This is a genomic window from Candidatus Villigracilis sp., from assembly GCF_057083605.1.
This window is the reverse complement of record NZ_JBXMTI010000062.1, coordinates 134,058-159,307: the sequence shown is the minus strand read 5'-3', so window position 1 is coordinate 159,307 and position 25,250 is coordinate 134,058. Positions and strand designations below refer to the sequence as shown.

The window sequence follows — 25,250 nt, the reverse complement described above, 5'->3', positions numbered from 1 at the left end:
GTTTCATGCTACACTCCTTTTGTCTTTGAGATTGAGGCATGGATTTTTGGGTTGGAAGTTACACCTACCGATGCGGGTTCTCTCGTTCTCTTCCAGCGAGGTCCCAGATTTGAAATCCGCCGGGCAGTCAAATAACACGACGGGCTTGTCCTGATTTTTCTTCGGACATCCCAGGGCCGCAACCGACTGTCCCTGACGCTCCTGCCCCAGACACGTCCCCGACCTTCCATCTCCTTCAGGATACTGTCTGCCATGCCTCAATGCAACTTCATTCTAATAACACAGCGTGCTGCACCCGTACTCGTTTCACTCGTCGGGGCGAGCGGCTGGACGCTGGGGATGCCAAGCGCCAATGCGCTTCCTTTGGGGACGATGTGGCTGGGCAATCCAGTCAAGCTGGATGAACGATGCTCGCTGGAGGCTCGCTCGCCCAATCTGCCTCCCAAGCGGAATCCTGGTCCCTAAACTCAGGGACGGTGGCGCAAACATATGTTAGGGATTTCACCCATAAGGAATGAATTTTGAAGAAAAATATCTTGGCATTGCTGACAACAATTTGGGTTACATTGATAATAGTAATACTATCGCCGTATGCATATGATGATGCGTACATTCATTTTCGTATTTCGGAAAATTTTGGCCACTACTTTCTTCCTTATTTCAACTTATCCGAACACGTAATGTCCACTTCATCTTTTGTTTGGACCAGCGTCCTTGCAGTATTGAGCAGGCTGCCCTTTTCCCTTCTTGTTAAGACATCTATTCTAAATGCCGTGTTCGTAATGATTGGCTCATTTACCTGGAGTCACTTGCTCAGCGCTTTATCAAAAAAAGAAGCGCCTTACAAAATATTTTTTCCCTTTCAACTCATGTATATTGGCTTGTTGTTGCCAAGCGCTGCCGGGCTTATGGAAACACCCCTGGCAATACTACTGCTCGGATTATCCGTATTACTCCTGGTAAAAAATAGAGCCACTGGATGGATATTGATGGGACTCGCAATATTCACGCGTTATGAAATAATTGTATTTGCGTGCTTATTTTTAATAATATGGTTCTATTATATAAATGGCAAAAAGAAATTAACAGGCATAGTGTTATTTGGTACTACCACGGCATTTTTGCAAAGCATAATTTATTACTTTTACTCAACAGTCATCCCCAATACAGCCATAGCCAAGCAAGTTGTTTATCAGATAACAATTTTGGACACATTCAACGGTGTGTTATCAAATATATTTTTTTGGAAGCCATCATTATATTTATTGTTAGCAATTGCCATCTTGAGTTTTTTAAGAAGTCAGAAAGCAACTCTATTCGGGTGCGAATTATGGAACGGCGGAATTTTTGGTGGCGGTTTAATAATTGCCCTTTTATACATCATAAAACAAGTATTTCTACAACCATGGTACGCGCCATTATTTTCTGTTCCCATTTTATTTGGAGTCTATTGGGCGGCTTTACAGCCTCGGATATTAATTAGGCTAACAGCGGCGACCTTGTTCATACTCCCTATTTCAAATCTATATAATTACAGCTATGCAGCGTTTGTTTCTCCGTCAGTACTGCCTTCTCTGTGCTCTAGCATACGTGTCCAAAGATATCTCCAGGTTGGAAGTTATCTTTACGACTTTTATCCTAACGCAAAACTCTTGTCGTCAGAAATTGGTGGCTTAGGCTATTCGTTTCAGGGTGAAATAATAGATGCTGTCGGACTGGTGACCCCCTCGGCATTAAAATACCATCCCATGAGGATACCCGAACAAAGGGGTAATGGCGTAATAGGTGCGATACCTGCAAAATTAGTAAAGGATTTTTCGCCCGAATTAATTGTAACTTATCCTGTTTTTGCAGAAGAATTTTCAACTTCAACCTATGCAGATAATTACAAAAAAATAACTATCCCAGCCTTTTCAAAAGTTTATCGAGAAAAAACAAACTGCAAGGATCTATGGGGTGAAGACGAGATGTTAAATATATATATCCGAAACGATATTGTTACAAACCATATTGTTTCTTTCCTAAAGCGAAAACTTGATAATTAGAGATCGAGCTAAGCAACTTATTTAAGGTATTTCTCTTCCAACACAGCATTAATTAGATGGTAGGATTCTGTGCGATTTACAAGCATTTTTCTGGCTTCAAGTTTTCTCTGCTCCCAAGCAGAGTCCACACCCGCCCTCACGCAGGTAACGCCAACCGTTGAAACTGTCGAAAAAGTGCAACCCATAACACGGAAATGGGAAACGACAAGCGGAAAGTGCTATGTTCAACCTTACTGGTGGGACGGGATGTTTATTGTTGATCGATTTTTCATGTCGAAGTGGGATTTTTTTCGCCACTTTTGACTTTTTCGACAGTCTCGTTAGGCAGTTCCTTGCAAAATAGCAGAAAAAAAATAACAAACGAGAATTTGCGTGAAAGCCTTCGCTGAACAAATCTTCTTTGGAGCAATTATTGAGTTAGTCAGCTTAATTATGTCTTATGTATTTAAGGATAAGCCAAGAAGTGCTATTGCCATATTCGCGGGAGGAACAATACTAGCTGGCTTAATCGCATTTACTCCTATCGTTCCGCCAGATAATTCTACCGAACTGATAATTCCAAGCAGCACTACTGAAATACCAAAAATCGATATTGCTGCCGAAACTCCCACAATTACTCTCGAATTACCTTCGCCAACATTAATCCCAACTCAATTATTATTAGATGTAACAGGGATGTGGGATCTTAATTTTACATACAAAGGATATACAAACTCAAATGGTGTTTTCAAAGAGCGCTCATCAACAGAAAATTGGTTAGTCAACCTTACACAATCTGGCAACGGTGTAACTGGAGAATTATTATCGGTCAACTCTAACTATGTTGATTCGTGTATTAATGCAAGAATTGAAGGTTCGATTAACAAGTCTGATATTACTTTACTAATCTATTTCAATGGAAGCTGTTGCCCCAATGAAATTGCAAGAATTGATGGAACCATCCAGAACGATGATTTTATTGCAGGAAGTTATCAGCCCGCTAAAATTCCATCAGGTACTTGTATTTTGAGCACTGGTGATGTAATTGGAACAAAACAATAAACAGATAAAATATTCATGACAGACCCACCGAGTTATTTTTATGTCAAACACTGCCCACCGATGAGTAGCAGTTGTCAGGAGGGAAATTTCAAAGCTTTTTGTGCTGCACAATGGCTGGCGAAATCAAAAAAGGCAATGCCCGCCAGCCCGCTTCGTCGTCAAGCAGTTTTATAGCTTCAAATTTTTTCTACATCTCAAACAGAGTCCACGTGTGCCCCAACGCCACGGGCCCGCAAGGCAAGTCCGCGATCCCACTCGGGCAGTACACTCTCGAGGACGATGGCGCAAGCCGTTAGGTCACGGGGCCAGGACTCGCAAAGGTTTAGGAGGCTTACATGAAGACTTTCCGGTATCGGTTGATCGACACCGCGGGTGGCGAGATTGGCATCATCAACGACTCACGCCCGATAATCCAGGTGGGCGAGCACGTGCAATTGCCCGACGGCTCGGCTGGTACAGTCCTCGAGATTTATGATGACGAGGACGGCAAGGAAGGAGATGTGCAGGCGACACTCGTTGTGGAAGAGTAGGCGTCTTGGAATGCCAACCAGTCCCCGTCTGACTCTGAATTTATACTGCTCCACGAAGGCAAACCGTTAGCCACTAGATGAGGATGAAATGTTAGGTTTAATTCGAACGATATTTGCGCTAATGGTAATGACCTACCATTTATTTCTTTTTGATAAAACACCATTGGGTATTTATCCTGTATTTGGTTTTTATATAATAAGCGGATATTTGATGACACTGATAATGCATGAAAGTTACGGTTATACATGGCAAGGCAGCTATTCCTTTGTAATAAATAGATTCCTCAGGCTTTACCCCCAATACTGGGCAGCAGCGGCAATTTCCATCTCCCTTATCTATCTCTTGGGCAGCAACACAGTAGAAAACTACCACGTAAGTATTTTTATTCCCATTACCGCCTCGCAATATATTAAGAATATTTTTATAGCTTTTGTTGCATGGAACCCTTCCACAATTCATCCAAAATTAGTGCCGACAGCATGGGCATTAACAGTGGAAATCTTTTTTTATATTTTGATTTGTATGGGTATTTCAAAATCTTTTATGCGAGTGAAGATATGGCTTTCATTGTCGATATTCTACGTAATCGGTTCTTTCCTCTTTAATCTTCCATGGCAAGACAGATATTTCCCCTTTGCAGCAGCCTCATTACCGTTTGCTCTTGGGTCAAGCATATACTTTCTCTCGAAAGATGAAAAAGTGTATGCTGAATATTTAAGACTTAAAATCTCACCGCTGTTTATACTTCTATTGACGCTGGCTAATTGTTTATTTTTTACCCGATTTGAATTTAATACCATAATTGCCGATGTGGGGATTTATATTAATCTTGGGCTTTGCACCTTTCTCGTGTACAGCATCGTCAAGGGTGGAAAAATAATCAGTATTAGTGATAATGTCGATAAAAAGATAGGCGATTTCTCTTATCCGATCTATCTTCTTCATTGGCAAACAGGTCTTTTCGTATCGTACTTGTTCTATGGCAAAGCATTCCACGAATATTCATTTCAAGGATTTGTTTCTTTGATTGCTTCATTAGTCACAATTTTCTTACTGTCTCTCATATTTATAACTGCTCTCGATAAACCTATTCAGAATATTAGGTCAAGAATCAAAGGAAACAAAACACTAAAAAAAGACATCAAATCCATAACAGTGGCTAAAACCGTTAGCTAAAAAAGAGTGTCTAAAAACAAGTTTTAACCGCAGATACCCATATGGGTACGATGTGAACACAGATAAAAGGGATTTACAGGCGCTTTCGCAAGGCTTTTATCCAAAAATGGTGTTCATCCGTTTTTACACTTGCACCGAGCGCAAGTACGGTGTCTGTGGTGAACTCAACTGGACTTTAAGGCTTTTCAGACGCTCTCTTAATGAAAATGTCAGAGAAAACAAGTCGCTTATTACTCATCCTTGAAGCTATTCTTATTGCTACGCCTCTAACTGGCCTGGCAATGTTGGCGTCCTATTCTCTTATCATGAATGCATTTAAGTTTCCGCAACTGCTTTATGTGGTTGCTTTAGGAATATTGGCACTGGTCAGTTTGTTTGCCATTGGCAGCGGATGGCGGCTTTTTATTGTCTTCGTTCGCGGAGGTGTAAAGGAATTTCAAAGCCAACCTTTTGGTTGGTGGGCGATCATATTGACAGGCGTGTTGGTTTTTGTCATTTCGTTAGTTTCCAATTTGCTGCCACCCTCCCTTGAATACTCAACATGGTGGTCATTCAGGCTTAGTTTTGATGGGTTTGTGCTTTGTTTACCAATTCTCATACCGCTTGGTCATCTTGCATTAGTGGGCTTTTTGAGAAAAGAAAACCCATGAGAGCGCCATAAAGGGCCTTTATTGATTGGAGAACAATCATGAACATGAAAGAACATATTCTGACAGCATTGAGAGAGCAATTCAACAGTTGGGAAGAACTGCTTGCAGGCATGAGCGATGAGGAGATCACTGGCTTCCATGTACTTGATGACTGGTCCATCAAGGATGTGATCGCACATTTGTGGGCCTGGCAACAGATTTCTATTGCGCGGATGGAAGCCGCAGTATTTGACCGGGAGCCGAAGTTTCCCGAGTGGGTTGTGAATCTACGCGAGGGCTGGGAAGAAAACGCAAACCGAACAAATACCTGGATTTTTAATACCTACCATGAACAGTCATGGTCGATGGTGCATCAGAATTGGAGCGAAGGATTTCAACGTTTTCTGAAACTAGGCGGAGAGATCCCTGAAAAAGACTTGCTGGATGCAGGCAGATACCCATGGCTGGTTGGACATCCTCTGGCATTTATTCTCATCGCTTCTTACGACCATCACCAGGAACATCTGGAAAAATTGATCGCCTGGTTTGAGGTGCGTGGAAAAATATAAAGCCTTTTGCTTATAATTTCGTTTAGTAGTTTATGCAACAAATGGTAAATTCTTATTCGTAAAACAGGAGTAAAAGAAATGACAAGCAAAAAGATCAAGATCAACCGTGCGCCGGTGTTGACTCTCTGGGCTGCAATTGTGGCAGAGCGGCTTGGCTATAACAAAAGCGAAGCTCTCACACTCGGCAAAGCAGTGGCTGGGCTGAATGCGCAGTCCAAAGGGCGGCGATTGGGGATTTATGAAGAGAAAAAAGATGATGCAAAGAAGGAAGATAAGAAAAAAGTGCCTGCCAATTTGCAATTTATCGAATTGCTTGGGCGCGGTGTGCCAGCAGTAAAAACCGCCAAAGGATTGCGCGCAACGATCAAAGGGGATGACATCGACCCCGAGAGCGTCGAAAGGTATCTCAAACAAAAATTTGGGGATGATCTTGGTGATGCGCGGGCAGCGATGGAAAGACTCGCCAAGGCTTACACGCCAAAACAACTTGAAAGCGAGGCCTATAGCTTATATGAAAAATTCCGCCCTGAGATACCAGAAGGAAAGAAAGGCTGGGGCTCGAAAGGCGATTTGGATTTAGGTCATATCCGCTCCCTGGCGGAATAAAGACCGATTAAGCCTATCTCCCAAACTGATACAACAACACACCCGCTGCAACCGCCAGATTGAGCGAGCTGCTTCGCCCCTGCATAGGTAGCGAAACGGTCACATCACAAGCGGCGGTTTGTTCGGGTGAAAGTCCTTTTTGCTCATTGCCCAAAATCAAGACCCAGGGAGTTTGTGGGACAAGCGTTTGATAATCCACGTCCGCTTTGGCAGAGGCGCCAATGAGTTGCGTAGTCCCTTTGCGTGCCCAATCGATAAAATCATTGAAAGTAGTTTGAATGGCAGGTTTCCAGAATAATGTGCCCATGCTGGCGCGCACAACGGTGGGATGATACAGTTCCACGCCGCCATCTAGCAGGAAGAGCATATCACCGCCAATCGCATCCAGCGTGCGTAGAATTGTCCCAACATTGCCAGGGTCTTGCGGAGAGACAAGCGCAACCGCACGTTTGAATGGCGGGGCATCTTTAAGTTGACGCTTTCTTTGACGGACAACAGCAATGATCCCTTGAGGGTTTTCCTTATCAGCCACTGATTCCATCACTTGCGCTGTAACAGCTTGAGGCTTGAAAGAGAAGCGGGAAATTAGGTCGTGAGCAAAGGGGCTGGTCAACACACCCGATGCATACAGAATCGATTCAACTTCCCAGCCAGCCTCCACCACTTCGCCCACATGATGAATCCCCTCGACCAAAAATAATCCGCTTTCATTTCGCGCCTTCTTTTGATGCAACGCGCGCGCCTGTTTAATAAGCGGATTGGATGTGCTGCTGATGATATTCATGTTGCGAATTGTATCCGAAAATTCCTGCGGCCCATCATTCGTTTATAATACTTTCCATGAAACTTTTCCGATGGCTGGCTCTTTCGCTGATTCTTTTTTTATCGGCGTGCCAGGCGAACAACATCGCGTCTATCACGATCATTGATAGTGAACAAACTATTAAGATCGAATCCAGCGAGCGCATGCCACTGATTCTGTTAACCAAGGCGGGCATTACCCCAGGACTAAAAGACCGAGTGTTTATTAATGGAATCGCCATTGCGATCAATCAACCCATCACCACAGTCAATTCCATTCAATTGCAATTGCGCCGCGCCGTTACAGTCAACATTATTACTGCGCAAGGTGAGCAAGCCATTCAAACTTCAGCACTGACGGTGGGACAAGTTTTGAATGAAGCAGGTTATTCCCTGAGCGTGAATGATAATGTCAACCCGCCCGTTGATACTGCGATCACCGAATCAATGAAAGTGACTTACACTCCAGCGCAAGACTTAATGATTTATTCTGGCGATGATGTGATCAATATCCGCTCAGTCGCAGGGACAGTTGGTGAGGCGCTGGCCGAAGCTGGGATTCCGCTGGTAGGGCTGGACACCAGCTCCCCGTTAGAGAATGAAGCGTTGCCCATAGATGGGCAGATCCGCGTGGCGCGAGTCCATGAATCCATCAGCCTCACAATGGAGTCGATCCCTTTTGAAGTGGAAGTGGTCGATTCAGCCGATGTTCCATTTGGGGAGGAGGAAATCATTGAACCCGGTGTAAACGGAATCACGATGGTACGTACGCGCATCCGTTACGAGGACGGGAAGGAAGTCAGCCGCGAGACTGAAGACGAAACGATCATTCGTGAACCACAAAAACAGATCGTGGCCAGTGGATCAAAAATTGTGCTTGCACCAGTCGGAGGAGATATCCCCTATCAGTATTGGTATGCGGCGGAGATGTACGCCTCGTGGTATTCGCCCTGTAACTCAGGCACGGGCGGTTGTTCTTATGGAACCGCAAGCGGAGCACGCGCAGGTTACGGCATCGTGGCAGTGGATTATTCCATCTATAGTTATTTGGCTGGTATGAAAGTATATATTCCCGGTTACGGCGTTGCTACCATCGGCGATACGGGTGGCGGACCGATCATTGAAACTGCATTTGGTGTGCCGCGTACAAAATGGATCGACCTCGGCTACGACGACAACTCAATTGGCGGAATCTCAGGCTGGGTCACCGTGTATTTCCTTGAACCTGCTCCTGCGGAAATACCATATTTTTTGAAGTAATAGATTCTTCCTATCAAGGACGATTCAAGAATCCGCTAATCTGCGCGAATTTACGCTAATCCTTTTTAAATTCGCGCAGATTAGCGCGGATTAGCGGATGAAAAGAAAAATGACAACTATACAAAAATCCATCGTCTCACTTCTTTCGATCATTGCCATTGCGCTCTTAGTGGTGGTTGGATATTATACATATCAGAGTTATCAATCATTTGCCGATCAGCCGCTTGGGCCAGCCCTGCCATTTGCCCAGCAGACTATGCCTCCCACCTGGACGCCAAATCCAGCATCGACCCCATCAGGCTTGGTGACACTTGTACCAACATTCGCTTACGCCACTAATACTCCCTCTGCCATGTGCGGCGGACCGAATATTATGAACATCCTCGTTGTCGGCGCTGATACACGAGGAGATAATTACACCTACGGCCTTGCAGATGCGATCCGCATTGTACGCGTGGACTTTGTAACGCCAAAAGTCACCGTCCTTGAATTCCCGCGTGACCTGTGGGTGGAGATTCCGCATATCTCCGATAACCTAAATGGGCAGGATCATGAAAAGATCAACCAGGCTTATTTGTACGGCCAGCCTGGCTTTAAATATTGGGATGACCCCAGCGGAGGAGCGGGTTTACTCACCCTCACTCTCAACCTAAATTTTGGTATTCAAGTAGATCATTACATTGCGGTGAACATGCGCACTTTTGTGAACATGGTCAATGCAGTTGGTGGAATCGATGTCAATATTCCCAACAAGGCAACCGCACGAACCACAAACCTGCCGATAGGAGAAAATCATCTGGATGGCGATGAAGCCCTCAAAGTTGTGCGCAATCGCGAAGGCGGCAACTTCGAACGCGCCGACAATCAGAACATCGTACTGTGCGCGCTTCGCGAAAAACTTACCAGCCCAACAGTAGTCACACAGATCCCCGAGTTGATCGAATCTTTCAAAGATAACGTCATCACAGATTTCACGCCCGCGCAGCTTAGTCAACTGGCATGCCTGGGCACCAAACTCCCGCCGCAGAATATTTTGCTTACAGGTTTCCCGCAGGAATTATTCACGCAAACCCGCGAGTTTGACCCCGTCTTCGATAAAAGAATTTCCATTGTGGCCGCAGATTTCAACATCCTCCGCGATTACGTCATGCGTTTCCAAAACGGTTCGTGGCCCGAGCCAACCATCGAGTTACCAACCACAGAAGAGGAAGAAACCACGGTGGTCTGCGGATGAACTACGCATCCATTCCCCCGCTCGATGCCGCTGCCGTTCTCAAACGTTCGGGGCTGCGTGCCGATAAAAGTCTTGGACAAAATTTTTTGCAGGATGCATTTGCTCTCGAGAAAATTGCAGACACCGCAGAAATCTTAAAGGATGATAGTGTCTTGGAAATTGGTCCAGGCCTGGGCAGTCTCACGCGTTATCTGGCTGTCTCTGCCAAAGAAGTGACAGCGGTCGAACTGGACCCAGAGCTGCTTGCCCCGCTACGGGCAGTTCTCTCGCCTTATCCGAATGTGCGCGTTGTGCAAGGTGATATTCTCAAGCTGCCCATTTCTGAATTAATCAAACAGCCTAACTTCATTGTTGCCGCAAATATTCCATACAATATCACCTCCGCTATTATCCGTCACCTGCTCGAAGGGGATGTTAAACCACGCCGCATTGTGCTGACCATTCAAAAGGAAGTTGCAGAACGTATCTGCGCCAAACCTGGGGATATGAGTCTTCTTGCCTTGAGTGTGCAGGTCTATGGCAAACCGACTATCGTCGCCAATATCCCAGCCAGTTCCTTCCACCCCGCCCCAAAAGTGGATTCAGCCATCCTGCGAATTGATATTTACGATGAGCCGCTCATCCCCAACGATCTCTTAAATACATTCTTCAAACTCATCAAAGCAAGCTTTGCACAAAAGAGAAAAACGCTTCGCAACTCCCTCTCTTCTGGCTTGCACATACCACCCGCAGCATCAGAAGCATTGCTCACCTCAGCAGGCATAGACTTCATGCGCAGAGCAGAGACCTTGTCCATTGAAGAATGGAAGACACTCTGCGAAAAACAATCACAGAAATAGTACCAATGGTACAAAAACAGATAGTACAAATTTCATCCTCCTGTGCTTGACCTTTTCTCAAGTTATGTCATAATTTGTTTAAATGAAAAGGAGAGAGAAAGATGTTAAAGAAGAGACTAGTCCTACTGCCATCTATACTTTTGATCGTTGCCCTCGCGGCCTGCAATCTGCCCGGTGCACAAGGTACAGATGTGCCTTCGCTTGAGTTGACGATCACTGCCCAGGCGCTTGTGCTCCAATCCAGCACGCCGACACCCATACAGGATACGGCAACGCCCGAGTTTACATCCACGCCGCAATTTACAGCCACACCTTCGATTCCAGAGGTCACTGTGAGCGTGAATACAAATTGCCGCGAGGGACCCAGCACACAATACGACATAGTTGGGGCCGTGACAGTTGGACAGAAAACCCAAGTGGTCGGAAAAAATTCATCCGTACCCAATTATTGGGTGGTCAAGAACCTGAACGGCTCAGGCAACTGCTGGCTCTGGGGTCAATACGCCACTGTCAGCGGGAATACGAGCGGATTGCCAGAGTTTGCCATTCCAGCTACACCGACTCCGTCACCCACACCCACACTCGCTCCGCCTGCGCCTGTCAAGAATCTGACCGCAAATAAAGTCTGTATCCCGATGGGTCCGAATTTCCAATATACCGGAACCATTACCTGGGAAGATGACTCCGACATCGAAGAAGGCTTTAACATTTATATCAATGGTGCTTTTGCAACCGCCCTCGGAGAAAACGTGGAAGTTTTCGGAATTCCGCCGCTGATACTCCCGCCCGGAGTACCCTATAAATTCGGTGTAGAAGCCTTCAACGATAGCGGCAAATCAGCAACCAAGGAAGTTACTTTCACCTGTCCGTAAGATTTCATAACGACTACACAATCAGCCCCACGAGATTTCTCGCGGGGCTGATTGATTCAAAAAATCGTAAATCGAACTAAGTGCCTTCTTCCCATGAACTCAAATACTTCAATTGCTCATCGGTGAGCAGGTCGATCTTCACACCCATGGATTGGAGCTTGAGGCGGGCAATTTCATTGTCAATATCGGTCGGCACAGAGTAGACTTTCTTCTCCAGCTTATCCGCATTCTTTGCCATATATTCAGCAGATAACGCCTGATTCGCGAAGGACATATCCATCACGGAAGCAGGATGACCTTCGGCGGAAGCGAGGTTGATCAAGCGGCCCTCGCCGAGGATGTTGATCTTGCGTCCGTCCTTGGTGGTGTATTGCTCAACGAAGGGGCGGACGCGGTTCGGTTCGCCAACGCTCATTGCGGCGAGCGAAGGGATATTAATCTCAACATTGAAGTGACCAGAGTTGGCAACCAACGCGCCATCCTTCATCACTTCAAAGTGATGCTTATCCAACACATTGATATCGCCAGTTACAGTGCAGAAAATATCGCCGATCTTGGAAGCTTCCAACATGGTCATGACCTGGAAACCATCCATGACAGCTTCAAGCGCCTTCATTGGGTCGATCTCGGTCACGATCACCTGCGCGCCCATACCGCGGGCGCGGGAAGCAAGGCCCCGTCCGCACCAGCCATAGCCGGCGACAACGAAGTTCTTGCCAGCCAGCAACACATTGGTTGCACGGATGATGCCATCTACCGTAGACTGACCGGTGCCATAGCGATTGTCAAATAAGTGCTTGGTCAACGCATCGTTCACAGCGATGACGGGGAATTTCAAGACGCCGTCAGCCTCCATGGCCTTTAAGCGGATGACTCCCGTGGTGGTTTCTTCGGTACCACCGATGACGTTCTTGAGCATCTGCTTGCGTTCTTCATCGCTCAGGCCCCTGGCCCAGGCAGCGAGGGAAGGCTCAAGTTTTTCAAAGCGCCCCATCTCAATGAAGAACAGGGATGAAACGAGGTCAGCGCCATCGTCCTGCGTCATATGCGGCATATGTTCCAATGCGGCGCGGATATGCTTGAAATAAGTTACTTTGTCTTCGCCCTTGATTGCAAAAACGGGAATCTCAAACTGGTTCACCAAAGCGGCGGCCACATCATCCTGTGTCGAGAGCGGGTTCGAGGCAGTGAGGACGATGTCCGCGCCGCCTTCTTGCAGGGTGATCATCAGGTTGGCGGTTTCGGTGGTCACATGCAGACAACAGGAAAGGCGCAGCCCCTTGAGAGGCTTCTCTTTCTTGAAGCGCTCGCGGATGGAACGAAGGACGGGCATTTCGCGTTCGGCCCAATCAATGCGGCGACGACCGCCTTCGGCTTGTGCCAAATCTTTTACATCATAATTACTCATTTATTTCTCCTTTATGTATATCCAACAATTGTTAATTATTCTACTTGAGAAAAACATCCAACTTGCCGCCATCATCAAAGTGTTGGCGGAAACGTTTTACAAAATCTACAGCAGTATAAGAGTGGTTCTGGGTGCCGCGCTGTTCGAGACAATACACTGCAGAAAGCGAGCCGATCTCGCCGCAAAGCTTCCAATCAAAGCCGTGGGCATAGCCAGCGAGGAAGCCACCACGGAAGGCATCCCCCACTCCGGTTGGGTCTACAATCTCATCTTCAGGGACAGTGGGGATGTGAACCGAGTCGCCATCTGAATACAAGTCAGCGCCATCCTTGCCGCGTGTGATCACCAATACCTTCACATGCTCCAAGATCTGATCTAGACTCCAGCCTGTCTTCTTCGAAATCAAGCCGAATTCATAATCATTGCAAAACAGGAAGTGAGCGCCTTCCATATCACGCGCCAATTCCTGGCCATCGAGTCTCAACACCTGTTGGCTTGGGTCATACAAATATTTAATTCCCAATTCGCGGCATTCGGCAGGAAATTTCATCATCGCATCTGGTGCGCTCGGCGAAACAATCACAAGGTCTGGTTTGTTATCCAGTTCCTTGATGGATTGTGTTGCAGAGTACGCCATCGCCCCAGGGTAGAAAGAGGCAATTTGGGCAGAATCGTGATCGGTCGTAGCAAAGAACGAGGCGGTGAAGACGCCAGGGATGACTTGCATTAGAGATGTATCCACACCTTTTGAATCCAGCCAGGCGCGGTAATCGCCAAAGTCTTCGCCGACAGTTGCCATCACGCGCGGCTTTTGACCAAGCAATGCCATGGTGTACGCAATGTTCGGGGCAATGCCGCCGCGCTGTTTGGACATTGACTCCACCAGGAACGAGAGGCTGATGGAAGCCAGACGTTCGGGAAGAATGTGTTCCTTGAATTGACCGGGGAAGGTCATCAAATAATCGTATGCAACTGAACCAGTGAGCAAAATATCCATATTTATTCCTTGTCGCAGTAAATGGCGCACTCTTGCGAGTGCGCCATGATTAGACGAGCGAACAAAAGTTTATCACGGGGTTTTGTGAATGTAAAGTTTTTAAACTGGCAATTTCTTAAGGCTTATTTTCAACCAACTTCTTTAAACTAACATCAAACGGCGGATATGCTACACCGTTTTCCGTCACAATTCCTGTAACAAGTCTATTCGGCGTCACATCAAAAGCAATGTTGCGGGCTTTTGCATTTTGCGGAGCGACACGTTGACCTTCAAATTCCAAGCCAAGCACTTCCTGTGGATTGCGTTCTTCAATCGGGATCAAATCTCCATGCGAAAGTAATAGATCAATTGTAGAGGTGGGGACAACGGGATAAAAGGGCACACCATTATCAAATGCGGCCAGAGCAAGCATATACGTACCGATCTTGTTTGCAACATCACCATTGGCGGCTGTGCGGTCTGAGCCGACAAAGCATTTCTGCACCTTGCCTGCTTTCAAAAAATAACCTGCCGTGTTATCGCTAATGATCTCGTATGGAATGCCGTATTGCTCCAATTCCCATGCTGTGAGGCGTGCGCCCTGCAAACGCGGACGGGTTTCATCAACCAGCACATGAATTTTCTTTCCTTGCTCATGTGCGGTGCGGATCACACCCAAAGCCGTCCCCCAGTCCACTGTGGCGAGCGCGCCTGTATTGCAATGGTGAATAATCGTATCGCCATCGTTGATGAGTGCCGCGCCATGCTCCGCCATGCGCTTATTGATTTCCACATCTTCATCGGCAAGGTTTTGCGCTTCTTTCAGGATAGCAGTTCTCACATCATCCGCCGAACCATTTACGGAAGACACAACACGGATTAAGCGATCTAAGGCCCAAGCCAGATTCACCGCCGTTGGGCGCGCCGCTTTCAGAGTAGCACAAGCTGCCTGTAGATCGGCAAGCAAGCCTGAGGTTGAGTTTGAAGCGGATTCAAATCCCGCAAGCGCAAGCCCAAATGCAGCAGCGGCTCCAATAGCAGGTGCGCCGCGCACAACCATATCCGTGATGGCCTGCGCCACTTCTTTATGTCCGCGATAAGCCAGCACTTCAAAGCGCGCAGGCAGAATGCGCTGGTCGATCATTTTCAGTTCGTTGTTTTCCCAAAATACGGTTCGCATAAAATTCATCCTTTAAATGTTTTTCGCTTCATCTTTCACACTTTGATAACACGCAGGCGCGATTATAGTGCACACATATCGTGAATACAACCTTGCTTGACGCTCCCGTGATTTGCCAGTATAAAAATGGGATGAAGACCCTCCGCCTCATTTTTGGACTTTGGCTTGCTGTTACGATAACGGCTTGCTCCGCCCTCCCGGAGCTTCCTACCATTCCTCCAGGCTGGACTTTAACCCCAAGCCTTTCACCAACTCCCGAAGCAACATTCACCCCAACCATCACGCCCACTCCCCAGCCCGCTGCCCGCATCAGCGTGGGTGATCAGGCCTTCTTTAATGGCGACTACGATACCGCGCTGCTTCATTATCAAATTGCCCTGCAAGACTCACCCGACCCACTGATACGCGCCTCCGCCAAATGGGGTGAAGCGCGAATCTATTTCGCAGATGACAGATTCAACGAGACCATCACCGCACTGCAAACATTAATTACCGAATACCCAGAATGGCCCAAACTTGGGCAGGCTTATTATTTGCAGGGGCTGGTAAATTACCGCCTTGAAAATTATCAAGCCGCCGCAGATTCATGGCAGACCTATCTCACATTGCGCCCGGGCTATTTGGATGCCTACATTCAGGAACTACGCGGCGATGCACTCTTCAACGCTCAAAACTATGCGGAAGCATTACCTGCCTACACTGCGGCTATTCAAGCACCGTCACTGGGTGATGACATTACCTTGGATTTGAAAGTCGCATCCACACATACTGAAATGGGGAACTACGATTCCGCTTTAGAACTATATGACGGCATCACGGCGCGCGCGCCGAATGATTACATCAAAGCTCAGGCGGCGTATGAGTCTGGGTTGGTGTATCAGGTTCAAGGTCAGAACGAAGCGGCGATGGGAAAATTTCGTCTGGCTGTGGAAAATTATCCGCTGTCTTATTATGCCTATCTCAGTCTGGTGGAGTTGTTGGACGCAGGCGGCACAGTCAGCGAATTGGACCGCGGCCTGGTCGATTATTTCGCCGGGCAGTATCTGGTTGCCATCGCGGCATTTGATAGATACCTTGAAACCAATCCCGCGGACAACGACGGCACTGCTTATTATTACCGCGCGCTCTCAAGAAGCAACATGGGTTTTAATGACGAAGCATTACAGGATTACGAAACGTTCATCGCCAACTATTCAACCCACCCGAGCTGGGGCGATGCATGGGGAGAAAAAGCATTCATCGAATGGTCGCAAAAGGGAGAGTATTCCAAAGCTGCAGAAACTCTTTTGGAATTTATTTCCATTGTGCCAAACACAACCCTCTCAACAGATTATTTAATGAGCGCGGCCCGTATCTACGAACGTGATGCGCAATATGATAAAGCCGTAGAAACCTGGGCACGTGTGGCAAATGAATATGCTGGAACTACACAGGCTTCAAACGCCGTCTTTTTGATGGGCATCGTTGAGTATCGTCAGGGAGATTTCTTTTCTGCATTGGATGCATTCAATCGAAGCCTTGTCCTATCCACGGCCACAGAAGACAAAGCACGCGCTCATTTCTGGATCGGGAAAACACAGCAACAACTTGGGGATAACGAAGCCGCGCTGAATGCCTGGCGTACCAGTCAATCGCTGGATGCAGGCGGCTACTATAGCGAGCGTGCGCGTGATGTCTTGATAGAACGCGCACCATTCAGCCCAGCCGCATCGAACAATTTCACACCGAATTTATCCAGCGAACGTGCAGACGCAGATACCTGGATGAGGCTAACCTTCGGCATCGGCGCGGATGTGGATTTAAATGGCCTTGGCTCATTCAGCGCCGACGAACGTGTTATACGGGGCAATGAATATTGGGAACTCGGTTTGTACGAGGAGGCCCGCCTTGAATTTGAAAACCTGCGCGAAGAACTTGAAGCGAGCCTAAATGCGGAAGGTAGTTATCGACTGATGAATTACCTGGCGGATTTAGGGCTATATCGCTCCGCCATTTTTGCCGCGCGCCAGACACTCACAATTGCAGGCTTGGATGAGCATACTGAATCGATGATGGCTCCCCCATACTTTAGCCGCATCCGATATGGGCTTTATTATGCAGATATTATCATCCCCGAGGCGCAGTCAAATGGATTTGACCCGTTATTGCTTTTTAGTGTAATTCGGCAGGAGAGCTTGTTCGAGGGCTTTGTTGAGTCGGCTGCTGCCGCACGTGGGTTGATGCAGATCGTCCCCACCACAGGCGCACAGATTGCAAACGAACTGGGCAAGCCGCTTAACTATACAGAAGACGATCTATATCGCCCTTATGTAAATGTATTATTCGGCTCGCATTATCTGGCAAGGAACCGTGTACTTTTCAATGGAGATATTTATGCTGCGCTGGCTGCTTACAACGGCGGCCCTGGAAATTCCCTGGAATGGAAAGAACTTGCAGGCGATGACCCAGACTTGTTCCTTGAAAGCGTGCGCTTTGAAGAAACCCGTAATTATCTCCGCAATATTTATGAGATCCATGTTATTTACAGGCGCTTGTATGGCTCTGCGGAATAAGCTTAAAATAACTCATCTTACGCAGTGTCATTCTGAGCGAAGCGAAGAATCTCTGATTTCGGGGGTAGGGACCCTTCGCTCCGCTCAGGGAATCACGGCCAGGTGCGTAAGGTAAGTTAAAATAAAATCCGCAGATTACTGAGATTACGCCGATTTTTCTTCAATCTGCATAATCCGCTAAATCTGCGGATAGATTTCGTATTTTGAATCGTGATTCAATCCATATGCGCCAAAACGCGCTGATGCGCAGTCTCCACATCCATATCCAGCACGGAAATCAATTTATCTCTTCCAGTTTCACCAGCGACGATCTCCACGCGGGATTTTGGTACGCCAAGTACCTCCGCGAGAAAGGCCAGCAATTCGCCGTTTGATTCATCGTCCACCGGGTCAGATGCAAGGTGAACTTTAATCGTCCCATCGTTCAACATACCGACGATCTCGTTACGGCTAGCGCGCGGCGTCACACGCACAGCCAAAGCTGACCCGCGCTTGCCATCATGAAGGACAAATTTTCTAGACATGGTTAACCTCGCTTAGAAAGAAAGAAGAATAGCAATCACAATTCGCGATAAAAATTCAACGGCAAAGATCAAGATCAATGGGCTGAAATCGATCATGCCTGTCTTCGGCATCAAGTTGCGGATCGGGTTCAAAAATGGTTCAACAATACGGTCCAACGCTTCACGCACGGGGTGAAACGGAGGCAAAAAAAACGAAAGCAAAGCAGATGCGATCACAATGTAGATAAATATCTGCGCAACTATTCTCACAAACAAAGCCAAAAACTCAAAATTCATTCAACCTCCGAATCATATTTTCTGGCGCCCACAATCGCCGTGCCCACTCTCACAAAAGTGGCGCCCTCGTCCACTGCCACTTCGTAATCCAAACTGGTTCCCATCGAAAGCTCGGAAAAATCCACTTGCGGAAATTGAGTTGAAAGAAATTCCTGCAAACGCTTCAGCTTCTGAAAGAATGGCCGCGAGAATTCAGGGGTTTCACCGAGCGGCGGCATCGTCATCAACCCGCGCACTTTCAAATTCGGCAAGGCAACAACTTCCGCAAGCTCAACCAACAATTCTTGCCAACTCGTTTCATCCCATGCGGGCCAGCCGCTCTTGCTTTCCTCACCGCCGAGATTAAATTCCAGCAAGACTGATAACTTTCTTCCCGCTTCACCGCAAAACCGATCTAACTTTTTTGCAAGTTTCAGGCTGTCTAGAGAATGTAAAAAGTTAAAGTTCACAGCCACCAGCTTTGCCTTGCGGCTCTGCACGTGACCGATCATGTGCCATTCTACCGCAGAAAATTCACGAAGAGATTGAAGTTTCATAACACCTTCTTCAGGATAATTCTCTCCCAGAATTTTCGCGCCCGCTTCAATCGCCGCGCGAGTTACATCTACAGGTTGCGCCTTCGTGACCACCACGAGTTTCACCGACTCAGGATCGCGCCCTGCTTTTTTAGCAGCAATCGCGATTCTTTCAAGGGTTGATAAATATCTTGCGCGGATGGATTCGACTAATTCGCTCATGGATTTATTTTATCGCTTCTTTCTTAACCCGAACCTGCTCGTACAACCCAGGCATTTTGCCACGCTGTCTGTTCACTCTGGATTCCATCAGCAAGCTGACGGAAATAGTCAGGCAGCGAGCTGCCTGACTCCAGAGTTTTCATGCCAATGCCATCAATGCACCGAACCTGCCTGTCTTGCCTTTTTCTGCGCGATGCGAGAACCAGTCATTCAAGTGACAGGCTGTGCATAAACCTGAAACCTGAATTTGCTGAACACCCGCATTTTGCAATTGAATTTCATTTGCCGCCCACAGATCAAGATACGATTTTCCATCTCTGGTTTGAATCATTTGCTCTGCATCTTTGCCATATTTCTCGCGGAACTGCAAGATGACATCCTCACGTACTTCATAATGATCCACGCCTATGGATGGACCAATTCCAACGACGACATCTTTGGGCTTGCAGCCATAGCGCGATTGCATTCCTTCTATGGCATTTTTTGCAACGCCTTTCACGGTTCCCATCCAGCCTGCGTGCGCAATACCAATCACATGTTTCTTTGGGTCGTGGAATAATAACGGGACACAATCTGCGAAGCGCATGAAGAGCGAGACTTCGGGGTTGTCTGTCAGGATAATATCCGCGCGTTGGGATGGGTGATCGAGCGGGCGAGGAGCATCAGCGTAGACAATGTCTGTGCCGTGAACCAGCCACACGTCGTGGATGGAAGCGTGGGCGCGCCCAAGCGCATCAAATGAACGGATGCGATTCTCCATCACATGCGCAGGGTCGTCCCCCACTGATCCACCTAAGTTCAGCGATTGCCAGGGAGCGGGGCTTACACCTCCGCGGCGGGTGAAGACTGCCTGTGTGACCGCGGTTGGAAAAATATCGAAGCTGTAATAGCGCAGTTCTTTATGTTCGTGAAAGGGCATTATTCCGAAGCCTGGTTGACTGCAAATTTCTTGATGTAGTACTGGCGCGTTTCGTTCATTGACTCTTCGATATTTGGATAAGCGAACCATGCTGTCGCAAATCCAAAGAGCGCACCTGTCAGTATGCGTAGAAAAGGTGTGCTCTCACGATAAGGAATCATGGAAGCCAGCCACTCCCAATTGAACTGGCTGAAAAGCTGAGAGAAACCATCCAGGCCAATCGGCGCGATCCCGATCAGCAGCCAGAAGACCCAATGCAATGACTTAAAGCGGCGTTTTGTTAGAGCAAACATAATGCCAAAAAACAGGATGGCAAAATAAATAGCGACATCACGCTCACACAAGGCGACCTTATAACCAACAGTATCATCACCGATATAATTGCGGGCTTCAAAACGAGTATAGCTATATGGGTCGTCCAGGTTGGCTATTCCTGTTACATCTTCAAAAGTCTTTACACCAGTTACACCCGCCTCTGCCAGCGGATAAAACGGCTGCTCTCCATAAAGGAAGAAAGAACGAAAACCGAATTGATGGCAAAGCGGTTTGTAAATGCGGTAGATGGCTTGAGCAGGTAGTTCAGCTCCCATTTTCATCAGGGTTGGTGCAAGGAATGGTAAACCAACATAAAAGAGCATAAATAAATTCAACATTATCAAATATCGTTTGGCAATCCAAAATGAGAGGCGGTCTCCTGAGGTCACATTTTTTCCTTTTTTCACGCGCATTTTATATTCTGGGTCTTCCAACTTTTCAAGCTGATTCTTCCTATCGAAGGCCGCGCCAATTGTCATTTGTAGTTTCTGTCGGGTGATGGGAGCCTTCAGGGTGTAGGGGCCAATTTCGATGACGGGGATATCTATATCGTATTTGGCAGTTAAGGCAGAGTCTAAAGAAATATCCACTTCCACCAGTCGGTGAGGATATTGGGATTGAAGTTCACTTAAATTTTCTTTTACTTCATCGCAGAGTTTGCAGTTCTTACGAGTGTAGAGGGTCACATTAAGCATGGAAGGTTCCTATTAAAAAATAAAAAACTCTAAGAGACTGTCTGAAATCTCAACTTTAGATATGGATTTGTAGGGACACAGCGAAACGATTTAGGGCCAAAATCTTGAATTGACTCGCTGTGTCCCTACTTTTCAGACAATTTCTTAAGGTTTCGTAGTGGTGACTTCAGTCGCCCTTTTGGGGAAGATGCCAGAATGCAAGGAAAAAAATCGACCCCAAAAATGTAACTTATCCACAAATGCGTGAAAAAATGAATTGACTTTTTAAAATCTTCGCGACTTTGCCCCTTCGCGTTAAGAGATTGAGTTTTTGCTTGGTTAGACCACAGCCAAAAAATAACTCATCCCGAAATTAATCTTTCGTGGGTGAGTTTGTTTTTAAGAACAAAATGGGATGCTGATAAACGCAGATTCTTTTTTAAATCCGCGTTCATCAGCGCTCGTCCGCGTCCCATATTAAATTTGGGGTTAATTATGTTTGCTTACTCGTAAGCCAATGTATCCCTCACAGTCAATCGTGATGCCCTTCTGGCAGGCAATGCACTGGCAAAAGTTCCCAATATGGTTGTAAAGATCAACCAGGCAATGATTCCGCTAATACCGTAGACGGGAGGCATCGGCGCGGTGAGAATTGCCATTCCAACACCGAAGCACAAAACATTGGTAATGGGAATTGAGATCAAGATGCTGACAGCCCAACTGATGATGCCGATCACCATGCCTTCGGTAATAACAATGGCTTGTATGTCGCCATTGCTGGCCCCGATGGCGCGCATCACGCCGATCTCGCGCGTGCGTTCCAATACGTTGATACTCATCGTGCCCATCAAGCCCAGCCCGCCGACGATTGCGATCAAACCTGCCATCACCAGCATAAAGTAGACGAGGATGTCTGTTTGCGCCTTCTGGTCGCGGATAAAGTCAGCGCCCAATTGCGTCGAGCGGATCTGAATGCCTCGTGCTTCAAACGCCGCCTGGATCTGGTCGTTGATCCGTCTTTGTGTGGCTGAGTCATGTTGCGTGGTGATGATGCGCAGAGAATAAGCCATTTCTGGCTCACCGACCAATACACTCAGATATTCATAATTGACATACAACAACGGCGGGCTGACGTTGCCAGTGATACTGTATGTGCCAACCATTTGCCATTCTGTTTCTTTGCCGTTCGTTTCGATGGTTAACCAATCGCCAATTTTTAGGTCGGGAAACATTTGTAGGAGATGGTTGCCAATTACGATTGCGTTTTCATCCCCAGGTTCCAGCCAACGGCCTGAGGTGATGATTGGGTCGATCATGATGGATGTGGATGGCGGCGCGACAAAAAGGATTTGTGTGCCCGCTTCTTCGTCGCCCATCTTGAGGGTGCCCGTATATTCGAGCCAGCCTTCCGCACCTTCCACACCTGGGATGCTCATGGCAATGTTGGCGACCTTATCGTACCGATAACCATGGTCAAAGGAGATATTGATGTCTGCCAGGAAATACCCCTGAATATCTTCGATCACCTGGTCAAACGATGCCCATAAGTTATATACACCGATGAATACCGCACCACCCAATACAAGGGTGAACAGAGTTAATCCAAGCCGCACCTTGCGCCTGAATGTATTGCGCAATGAGATGCGAATGGGGCGGGGGATCAACACAGAATTCTTATTAACCGAGTCATCCTTTGCCTTTGCATTTCCACCGAGTCCATAATCGCTCAACGCCTCGCGGACTGTAACTTTCACACTGTTATAGATCGGCAGGATCGCGGCCAGCAATGGGACAACAATTGCGACAAACACCTGCTGCACCAATGTTGCGTTGTAGCCTTTGTATGGCTCGGTATAGAAATTCAACCATTGCGCCATGCCTGCGCCGATATTCGCGGAAACTGCATTTGCCAATGGAACAGCGATCAACAATGAACCAATCCCAAAAGCTAGAATTAGTACTAGATACATGCCAAAGATTTGCGAAGTACTACCGCCTGTGGCTTTCATGATGCCGATCTGCCTTGTATGTTGGGTCATCAAAGCTGTGATGGTGTTGACGATCAAGAAGCCGCTCAACAACACGGTCAGGTAACCCAAAACGCCAAGCACAAAAAATACCCCTTGCGTAACGCTGTATGCAAAATGATGGCCTGGCTGGTACACACTTACGAAATAAACAGTGGCTCCGGCGCGTTCCATACGGTCGGCAACGGCTTGGGCTATGGCGGTCACATGTTCCGCGTCAGTTTGTTTTTCTGAAACACTGATTGCCAACAGTTCATAATTGGCGATATCTCCGCCCAGCCACTCCAAGGTATCGGGCGTTACGTACGCATTGACTGTACTTGCAAGGTTATATGGGAACCCTGTCACCGCATGGATGTAACCCGTCAGCTTAACTTCACGCTGCTTGCCATTACCCAATTCCAGAAGAATGGTATCCCCAGGTTTGTAGCCCAGCGACAATGCACTGGCATCGATGATGGTTTCCTTGTTTCCATATTTTGGAATGCTGGTTTCACCGATGGCCGGCTTGAGAGTATCCAGAGTTAACAGGCTTGGGTCTTCAACCGCAGTGAAATTGATATTCACGTAAGTTCCATCAGGTCGGATAATACGCGCGCCAACCGACGAGAACCCCTCCACTGTATCCACACCCGGAATGTCCCGCGCCATCTTCACCATGTCGTCATTGAGCGGTGAAGCATAAACTTGCGCTTCAGATGGGTTTGCAGAAAGATAATCACTGTCCATGCTTTCGTTCATATACAGGCCCAGGTTGCTGTTGAAGCCAACTGCAAATGCGCCGACAGCGATGGTGATGATGGTCAGAAAAGTCCGCCCGCGGTTGCTCCAAAAATCGGCCCAGACTTTTTTCCAGCGACTACTGATCATGATGAGACTCCCCGCCAGGATAGATTCTCGCCGTTATGTTTATCCGCCATCTGACGCAGCGCTTCCTGCGTCGCCTCGGACTGTTCCAGCAGTTCTGACAGCTTTTCATACCCGATGGCCAGCACCTCCACCGGTCCCGCTTCCGAGGCGCGGATGGACGCGCGATGCTTCGTCTCGTGGAAAAATTCCATTTCGCCGAAGCATTTTCCAGGTCCGAGTTGAAGCGCGATCACATCCGATTGATTCGGGCGCGGCAGGATCACCTCCACAGTCCCCTTGGAGACGATGTAAAAAGTATCCGCATTTGTGCCTTCAGCCAGGATCATTGCGCCCGCTTCGTAGGTTTGTTGCTTTGCAGTTTTTGTAGCTTGCAGTAATTGACTTGGCGTAAGCGTGGGCATGACCTTCGCAACATACTCGTTGACAATTTCGCCATCTGCAATAAGAGCGGTGCGATGCGTGCGTTTTGCAAGCCCACTATCATGTGTCACGATTATGATGGTCTTGCCTTTTGCAACAAGATCGTTAAACAGTGCAAACACAGACTCGGCTGTTTTTGAATCAAGGTTTCCTGTCGGTTCATCTGCGATGACTACGGGTGGATCATTGGCGAGCGCGCGCGCAATCGCTACGCGTTGCTGCTGTCCGCCAGAAAGCGCGGTAGGAAGTTTGTGCGCGTGTTCTGCAAGCTCAACCAGTTCCAATAATTCCACGGCGCGTTTGCGGCGTTCGTTGAGCGGATATGTGCGGCAGAAATCCATAGGCAGCATGATATTTTCGATGACAGAGATCATGGGAAGCAATTGAAAGAATTGAAAGACGATGCCGAGATTCTTGCCACGCCAGCGCGCCATCTTGTTTTCATTCAACCCATGTACGCCCGTCCCGTTGACCCAGACTTTACCAGTTGTGGGGCGATCAATGCCTGTGATCATGTTCAGCAGGGTGGTCTTGCCGCTGCCTGATTTACCGATAATGCTGACGAACTCACCTGCGTTGATTTGCAAATCCACATTTTCCAGCGCATGGTAATCACCGATGGCGGTCTTGTAGTATTTGTTGACCTCGTGCAGGTCTATGATGGGGCGGTTCCCAACTTGCTCGCCCTCAGCCTTTTGTTTGAAAAATGAAATAGCCATGATGGTCTCTTTCTAAAGTGCACAGGGTATGTCTGAAAGATAGATACGAT

25 protein-coding genes are annotated in these 25,250 nt (G+C 47.5%); 14 read left to right on the top strand and 11 right to left on the bottom strand.

Annotated features, from left to right (window positions below; translation table 11 throughout):
* The first annotated feature begins 252 nt into the window (after positions 1-252).
* The 9 genes from AC14M5_RS09825 (at position 253) to AC14M5_RS09785 (ending at position 6,597) form a co-directional block, all read left to right on the top strand.
* A complete protein-coding gene (locus tag AC14M5_RS09825; protein WP_484029482.1) occupies positions 253-465 on the top strand; it encodes a hypothetical protein in 213 nt (70 codons plus the stop codon).
* Positions 466-521: 56 nt separating this feature from the next.
* A complete protein-coding gene (locus AC14M5_RS09820) occupies positions 522-2,045 on the top strand; it encodes a hypothetical protein (protein WP_484029481.1) in 1,524 nt (507 codons plus the stop codon).
* Positions 2,046-2,417: 372 nt separating this feature from the next.
* Positions 2,418-3,086, top strand: coding sequence for a hypothetical protein (locus tag AC14M5_RS09815; protein ID WP_484029480.1), 669 nt, complete (start codon positions 2,418-2,420; stop codon positions 3,084-3,086).
* A gap of 110 nt (positions 3,087-3,196) precedes the next feature.
* Positions 3,197-3,382 (top strand): hypothetical protein, encoded by a 186-nt coding sequence (locus tag AC14M5_RS09810; RefSeq protein ID WP_484029479.1) that lies wholly within the window; start codon positions 3,197-3,199, stop codon positions 3,380-3,382.
* 39 nt (positions 3,383-3,421) lie between these two features.
* Complete coding sequence (locus AC14M5_RS09805) at positions 3,422-3,616, top strand: hypothetical protein (protein ID WP_484029478.1); 195 nt, start codon at positions 3,422-3,424, stop codon at positions 3,614-3,616.
* An 88-nt stretch (positions 3,617-3,704) separates the two neighbouring features.
* On the top strand, positions 3,705-4,793 hold the full coding sequence (locus tag AC14M5_RS09800; protein ID WP_484029477.1) for an acyltransferase family protein: 1,089 nt from the start codon (positions 3,705-3,707) through the stop codon (positions 4,791-4,793).
* Positions 4,794-4,999: 206 nt separating this feature from the next.
* Positions 5,000-5,443 carry a hypothetical protein gene (locus AC14M5_RS09795; protein ID WP_484029476.1) on the top strand — a complete coding sequence of 148 codons (444 nt, stop codon included), beginning with the start codon at positions 5,000-5,002 and terminating at the stop codon, positions 5,441-5,443.
* A 38-nt stretch (positions 5,444-5,481) separates the two neighbouring features.
* Positions 5,482-5,991 carry a ClbS/DfsB family four-helix bundle protein gene (locus AC14M5_RS09790; RefSeq protein WP_484029475.1) on the top strand — a complete coding sequence of 170 codons (510 nt, stop codon included), beginning with the start codon at positions 5,482-5,484 and terminating at the stop codon, positions 5,989-5,991.
* A 78-nt stretch (positions 5,992-6,069) separates the two neighbouring features.
* Positions 6,070-6,597, top strand: a complete 528-nt coding sequence (locus AC14M5_RS09785) for a hypothetical protein (protein WP_484029474.1) — start codon at positions 6,070-6,072, stop codon at positions 6,595-6,597.
* Positions 6,598-6,610: 13 nt separating this feature from the next.
* Here the strand turns inward: AC14M5_RS09785 and AC14M5_RS09780 are convergent, their stop codons facing one another.
* On the bottom strand, positions 6,611-7,381 hold the full coding sequence (locus AC14M5_RS09780) for a TrmH family RNA methyltransferase (protein WP_484029473.1): 771 nt from the start codon (positions 7,379-7,381) through the stop codon (positions 6,611-6,613).
* Positions 7,382-7,437: 56 nt separating this feature from the next.
* Between AC14M5_RS09780 and AC14M5_RS09775 the strand changes: the two genes are divergently transcribed.
* From AC14M5_RS09775 to AC14M5_RS09760, 4 genes are all read left to right on the top strand, one after another.
* On the top strand, positions 7,438-8,658 hold the full coding sequence (locus tag AC14M5_RS09775; RefSeq protein WP_484029472.1) for a G5 domain-containing protein: 1,221 nt from the start codon (positions 7,438-7,440) through the stop codon (positions 8,656-8,658).
* A gap of 109 nt (positions 8,659-8,767) precedes the next feature.
* The gene (locus AC14M5_RS09770) at positions 8,768-9,892 is read left to right on the top strand and encodes an LCP family protein (protein ID WP_484029471.1); all 1,125 of its coding nucleotides are present in this window, start codon (positions 8,768-8,770) and stop codon (positions 9,890-9,892) included.
* On the top strand, positions 9,889-10,731 hold the full coding sequence (gene rsmA, locus AC14M5_RS09765) for a 16S rRNA (adenine(1518)-N(6)/adenine(1519)-N(6))-dimethyltransferase RsmA (protein WP_484029470.1): 843 nt from the start codon (positions 9,889-9,891) through the stop codon (positions 10,729-10,731). The genes AC14M5_RS09770 and rsmA overlap by 4 nt, the downstream gene beginning before the upstream one ends.
* A gap of 101 nt (positions 10,732-10,832) precedes the next feature.
* A complete protein-coding gene (locus tag AC14M5_RS09760; RefSeq protein WP_484029469.1) occupies positions 10,833-11,603 on the top strand; it encodes an SH3 domain-containing protein in 771 nt (256 codons plus the stop codon).
* Between the two features lie 76 nt (positions 11,604-11,679).
* Here the strand turns inward: AC14M5_RS09760 and ahcY are convergent, their stop codons facing one another.
* The 3 genes from ahcY to mtnA form a co-directional block, all read right to left on the bottom strand.
* Entirely contained in the window at positions 11,680-13,011 is a 1,332-nt protein-coding gene (gene ahcY, locus AC14M5_RS09755; RefSeq protein ID WP_484029468.1) for an adenosylhomocysteinase, read from the bottom strand.
* A 40-nt stretch (positions 13,012-13,051) separates the two neighbouring features.
* Positions 13,052-14,008, bottom strand: a complete 957-nt coding sequence (locus tag AC14M5_RS09750) for a carbohydrate kinase family protein (RefSeq protein ID WP_484029467.1) — start codon at positions 14,006-14,008, stop codon at positions 13,052-13,054.
* 115 nt (positions 14,009-14,123) lie between these two features.
* The gene (gene mtnA, locus AC14M5_RS09745) at positions 14,124-15,176 is read right to left on the bottom strand and encodes an S-methyl-5-thioribose-1-phosphate isomerase (RefSeq protein WP_484029466.1); all 1,053 of its coding nucleotides are present in this window, start codon (positions 15,174-15,176) and stop codon (positions 14,124-14,126) included.
* A 122-nt stretch (positions 15,177-15,298) separates the two neighbouring features.
* Between mtnA and AC14M5_RS09740 the strand changes: the two genes are divergently transcribed.
* Complete coding sequence (locus tag AC14M5_RS09740) at positions 15,299-17,719, top strand: tetratricopeptide repeat protein (RefSeq protein WP_484029465.1); 2,421 nt, start codon at positions 15,299-15,301, stop codon at positions 17,717-17,719.
* Positions 17,720-17,934: 215 nt separating this feature from the next.
* Here the strand turns inward: AC14M5_RS09740 and AC14M5_RS09735 are convergent, their stop codons facing one another.
* From AC14M5_RS09735 to AC14M5_RS09705, 7 genes are all read right to left on the bottom strand, one after another.
* On the bottom strand, positions 17,935-18,243 hold the full coding sequence (locus AC14M5_RS09735; RefSeq protein ID WP_484029464.1) for a DUF167 domain-containing protein: 309 nt from the start codon (positions 18,241-18,243) through the stop codon (positions 17,935-17,937).
* Positions 18,244-18,255: 12 nt separating this feature from the next.
* The gene (locus tag AC14M5_RS09730) at positions 18,256-18,519 is read right to left on the bottom strand and encodes a YggT family protein (RefSeq protein WP_484029463.1); all 264 of its coding nucleotides are present in this window, start codon (positions 18,517-18,519) and stop codon (positions 18,256-18,258) included.
* The gene (locus tag AC14M5_RS09725) at positions 18,516-19,256 is read right to left on the bottom strand and encodes a YggS family pyridoxal phosphate-dependent enzyme (protein WP_484029462.1); all 741 of its coding nucleotides are present in this window, start codon (positions 19,254-19,256) and stop codon (positions 18,516-18,518) included. Before AC14M5_RS09725 ends, AC14M5_RS09730 begins: the two co-directional genes overlap by 4 nt.
* Before the next feature lie 139 nt (positions 19,257-19,395).
* Complete coding sequence (gene pgeF / locus AC14M5_RS09720) at positions 19,396-20,175, bottom strand: peptidoglycan editing factor PgeF (protein ID WP_484029461.1); 780 nt, start codon at positions 20,173-20,175, stop codon at positions 19,396-19,398.
* Complete coding sequence (locus AC14M5_RS09715) at positions 20,175-21,185, bottom strand: DUF2085 domain-containing protein (protein WP_484029460.1); 1,011 nt, start codon at positions 21,183-21,185, stop codon at positions 20,175-20,177. Before AC14M5_RS09715 ends, pgeF begins: the two co-directional genes overlap by 1 nt.
* Positions 21,186-21,667: 482 nt before the next feature.
* Positions 21,668-24,061, bottom strand: coding sequence for an ABC transporter permease (locus AC14M5_RS09710; RefSeq protein WP_484029459.1), 2,394 nt, complete (start codon positions 24,059-24,061; stop codon positions 21,668-21,670).
* Positions 24,058-25,200 carry an ABC transporter ATP-binding protein gene (locus AC14M5_RS09705; RefSeq protein WP_484029458.1) on the bottom strand — a complete coding sequence of 381 codons (1,143 nt, stop codon included), beginning with the start codon at positions 25,198-25,200 and terminating at the stop codon, positions 24,058-24,060. The genes AC14M5_RS09710 and AC14M5_RS09705 overlap by 4 nt, the downstream gene beginning before the upstream one ends.
* Positions 25,201-25,250 lie beyond the last annotated feature (50 nt).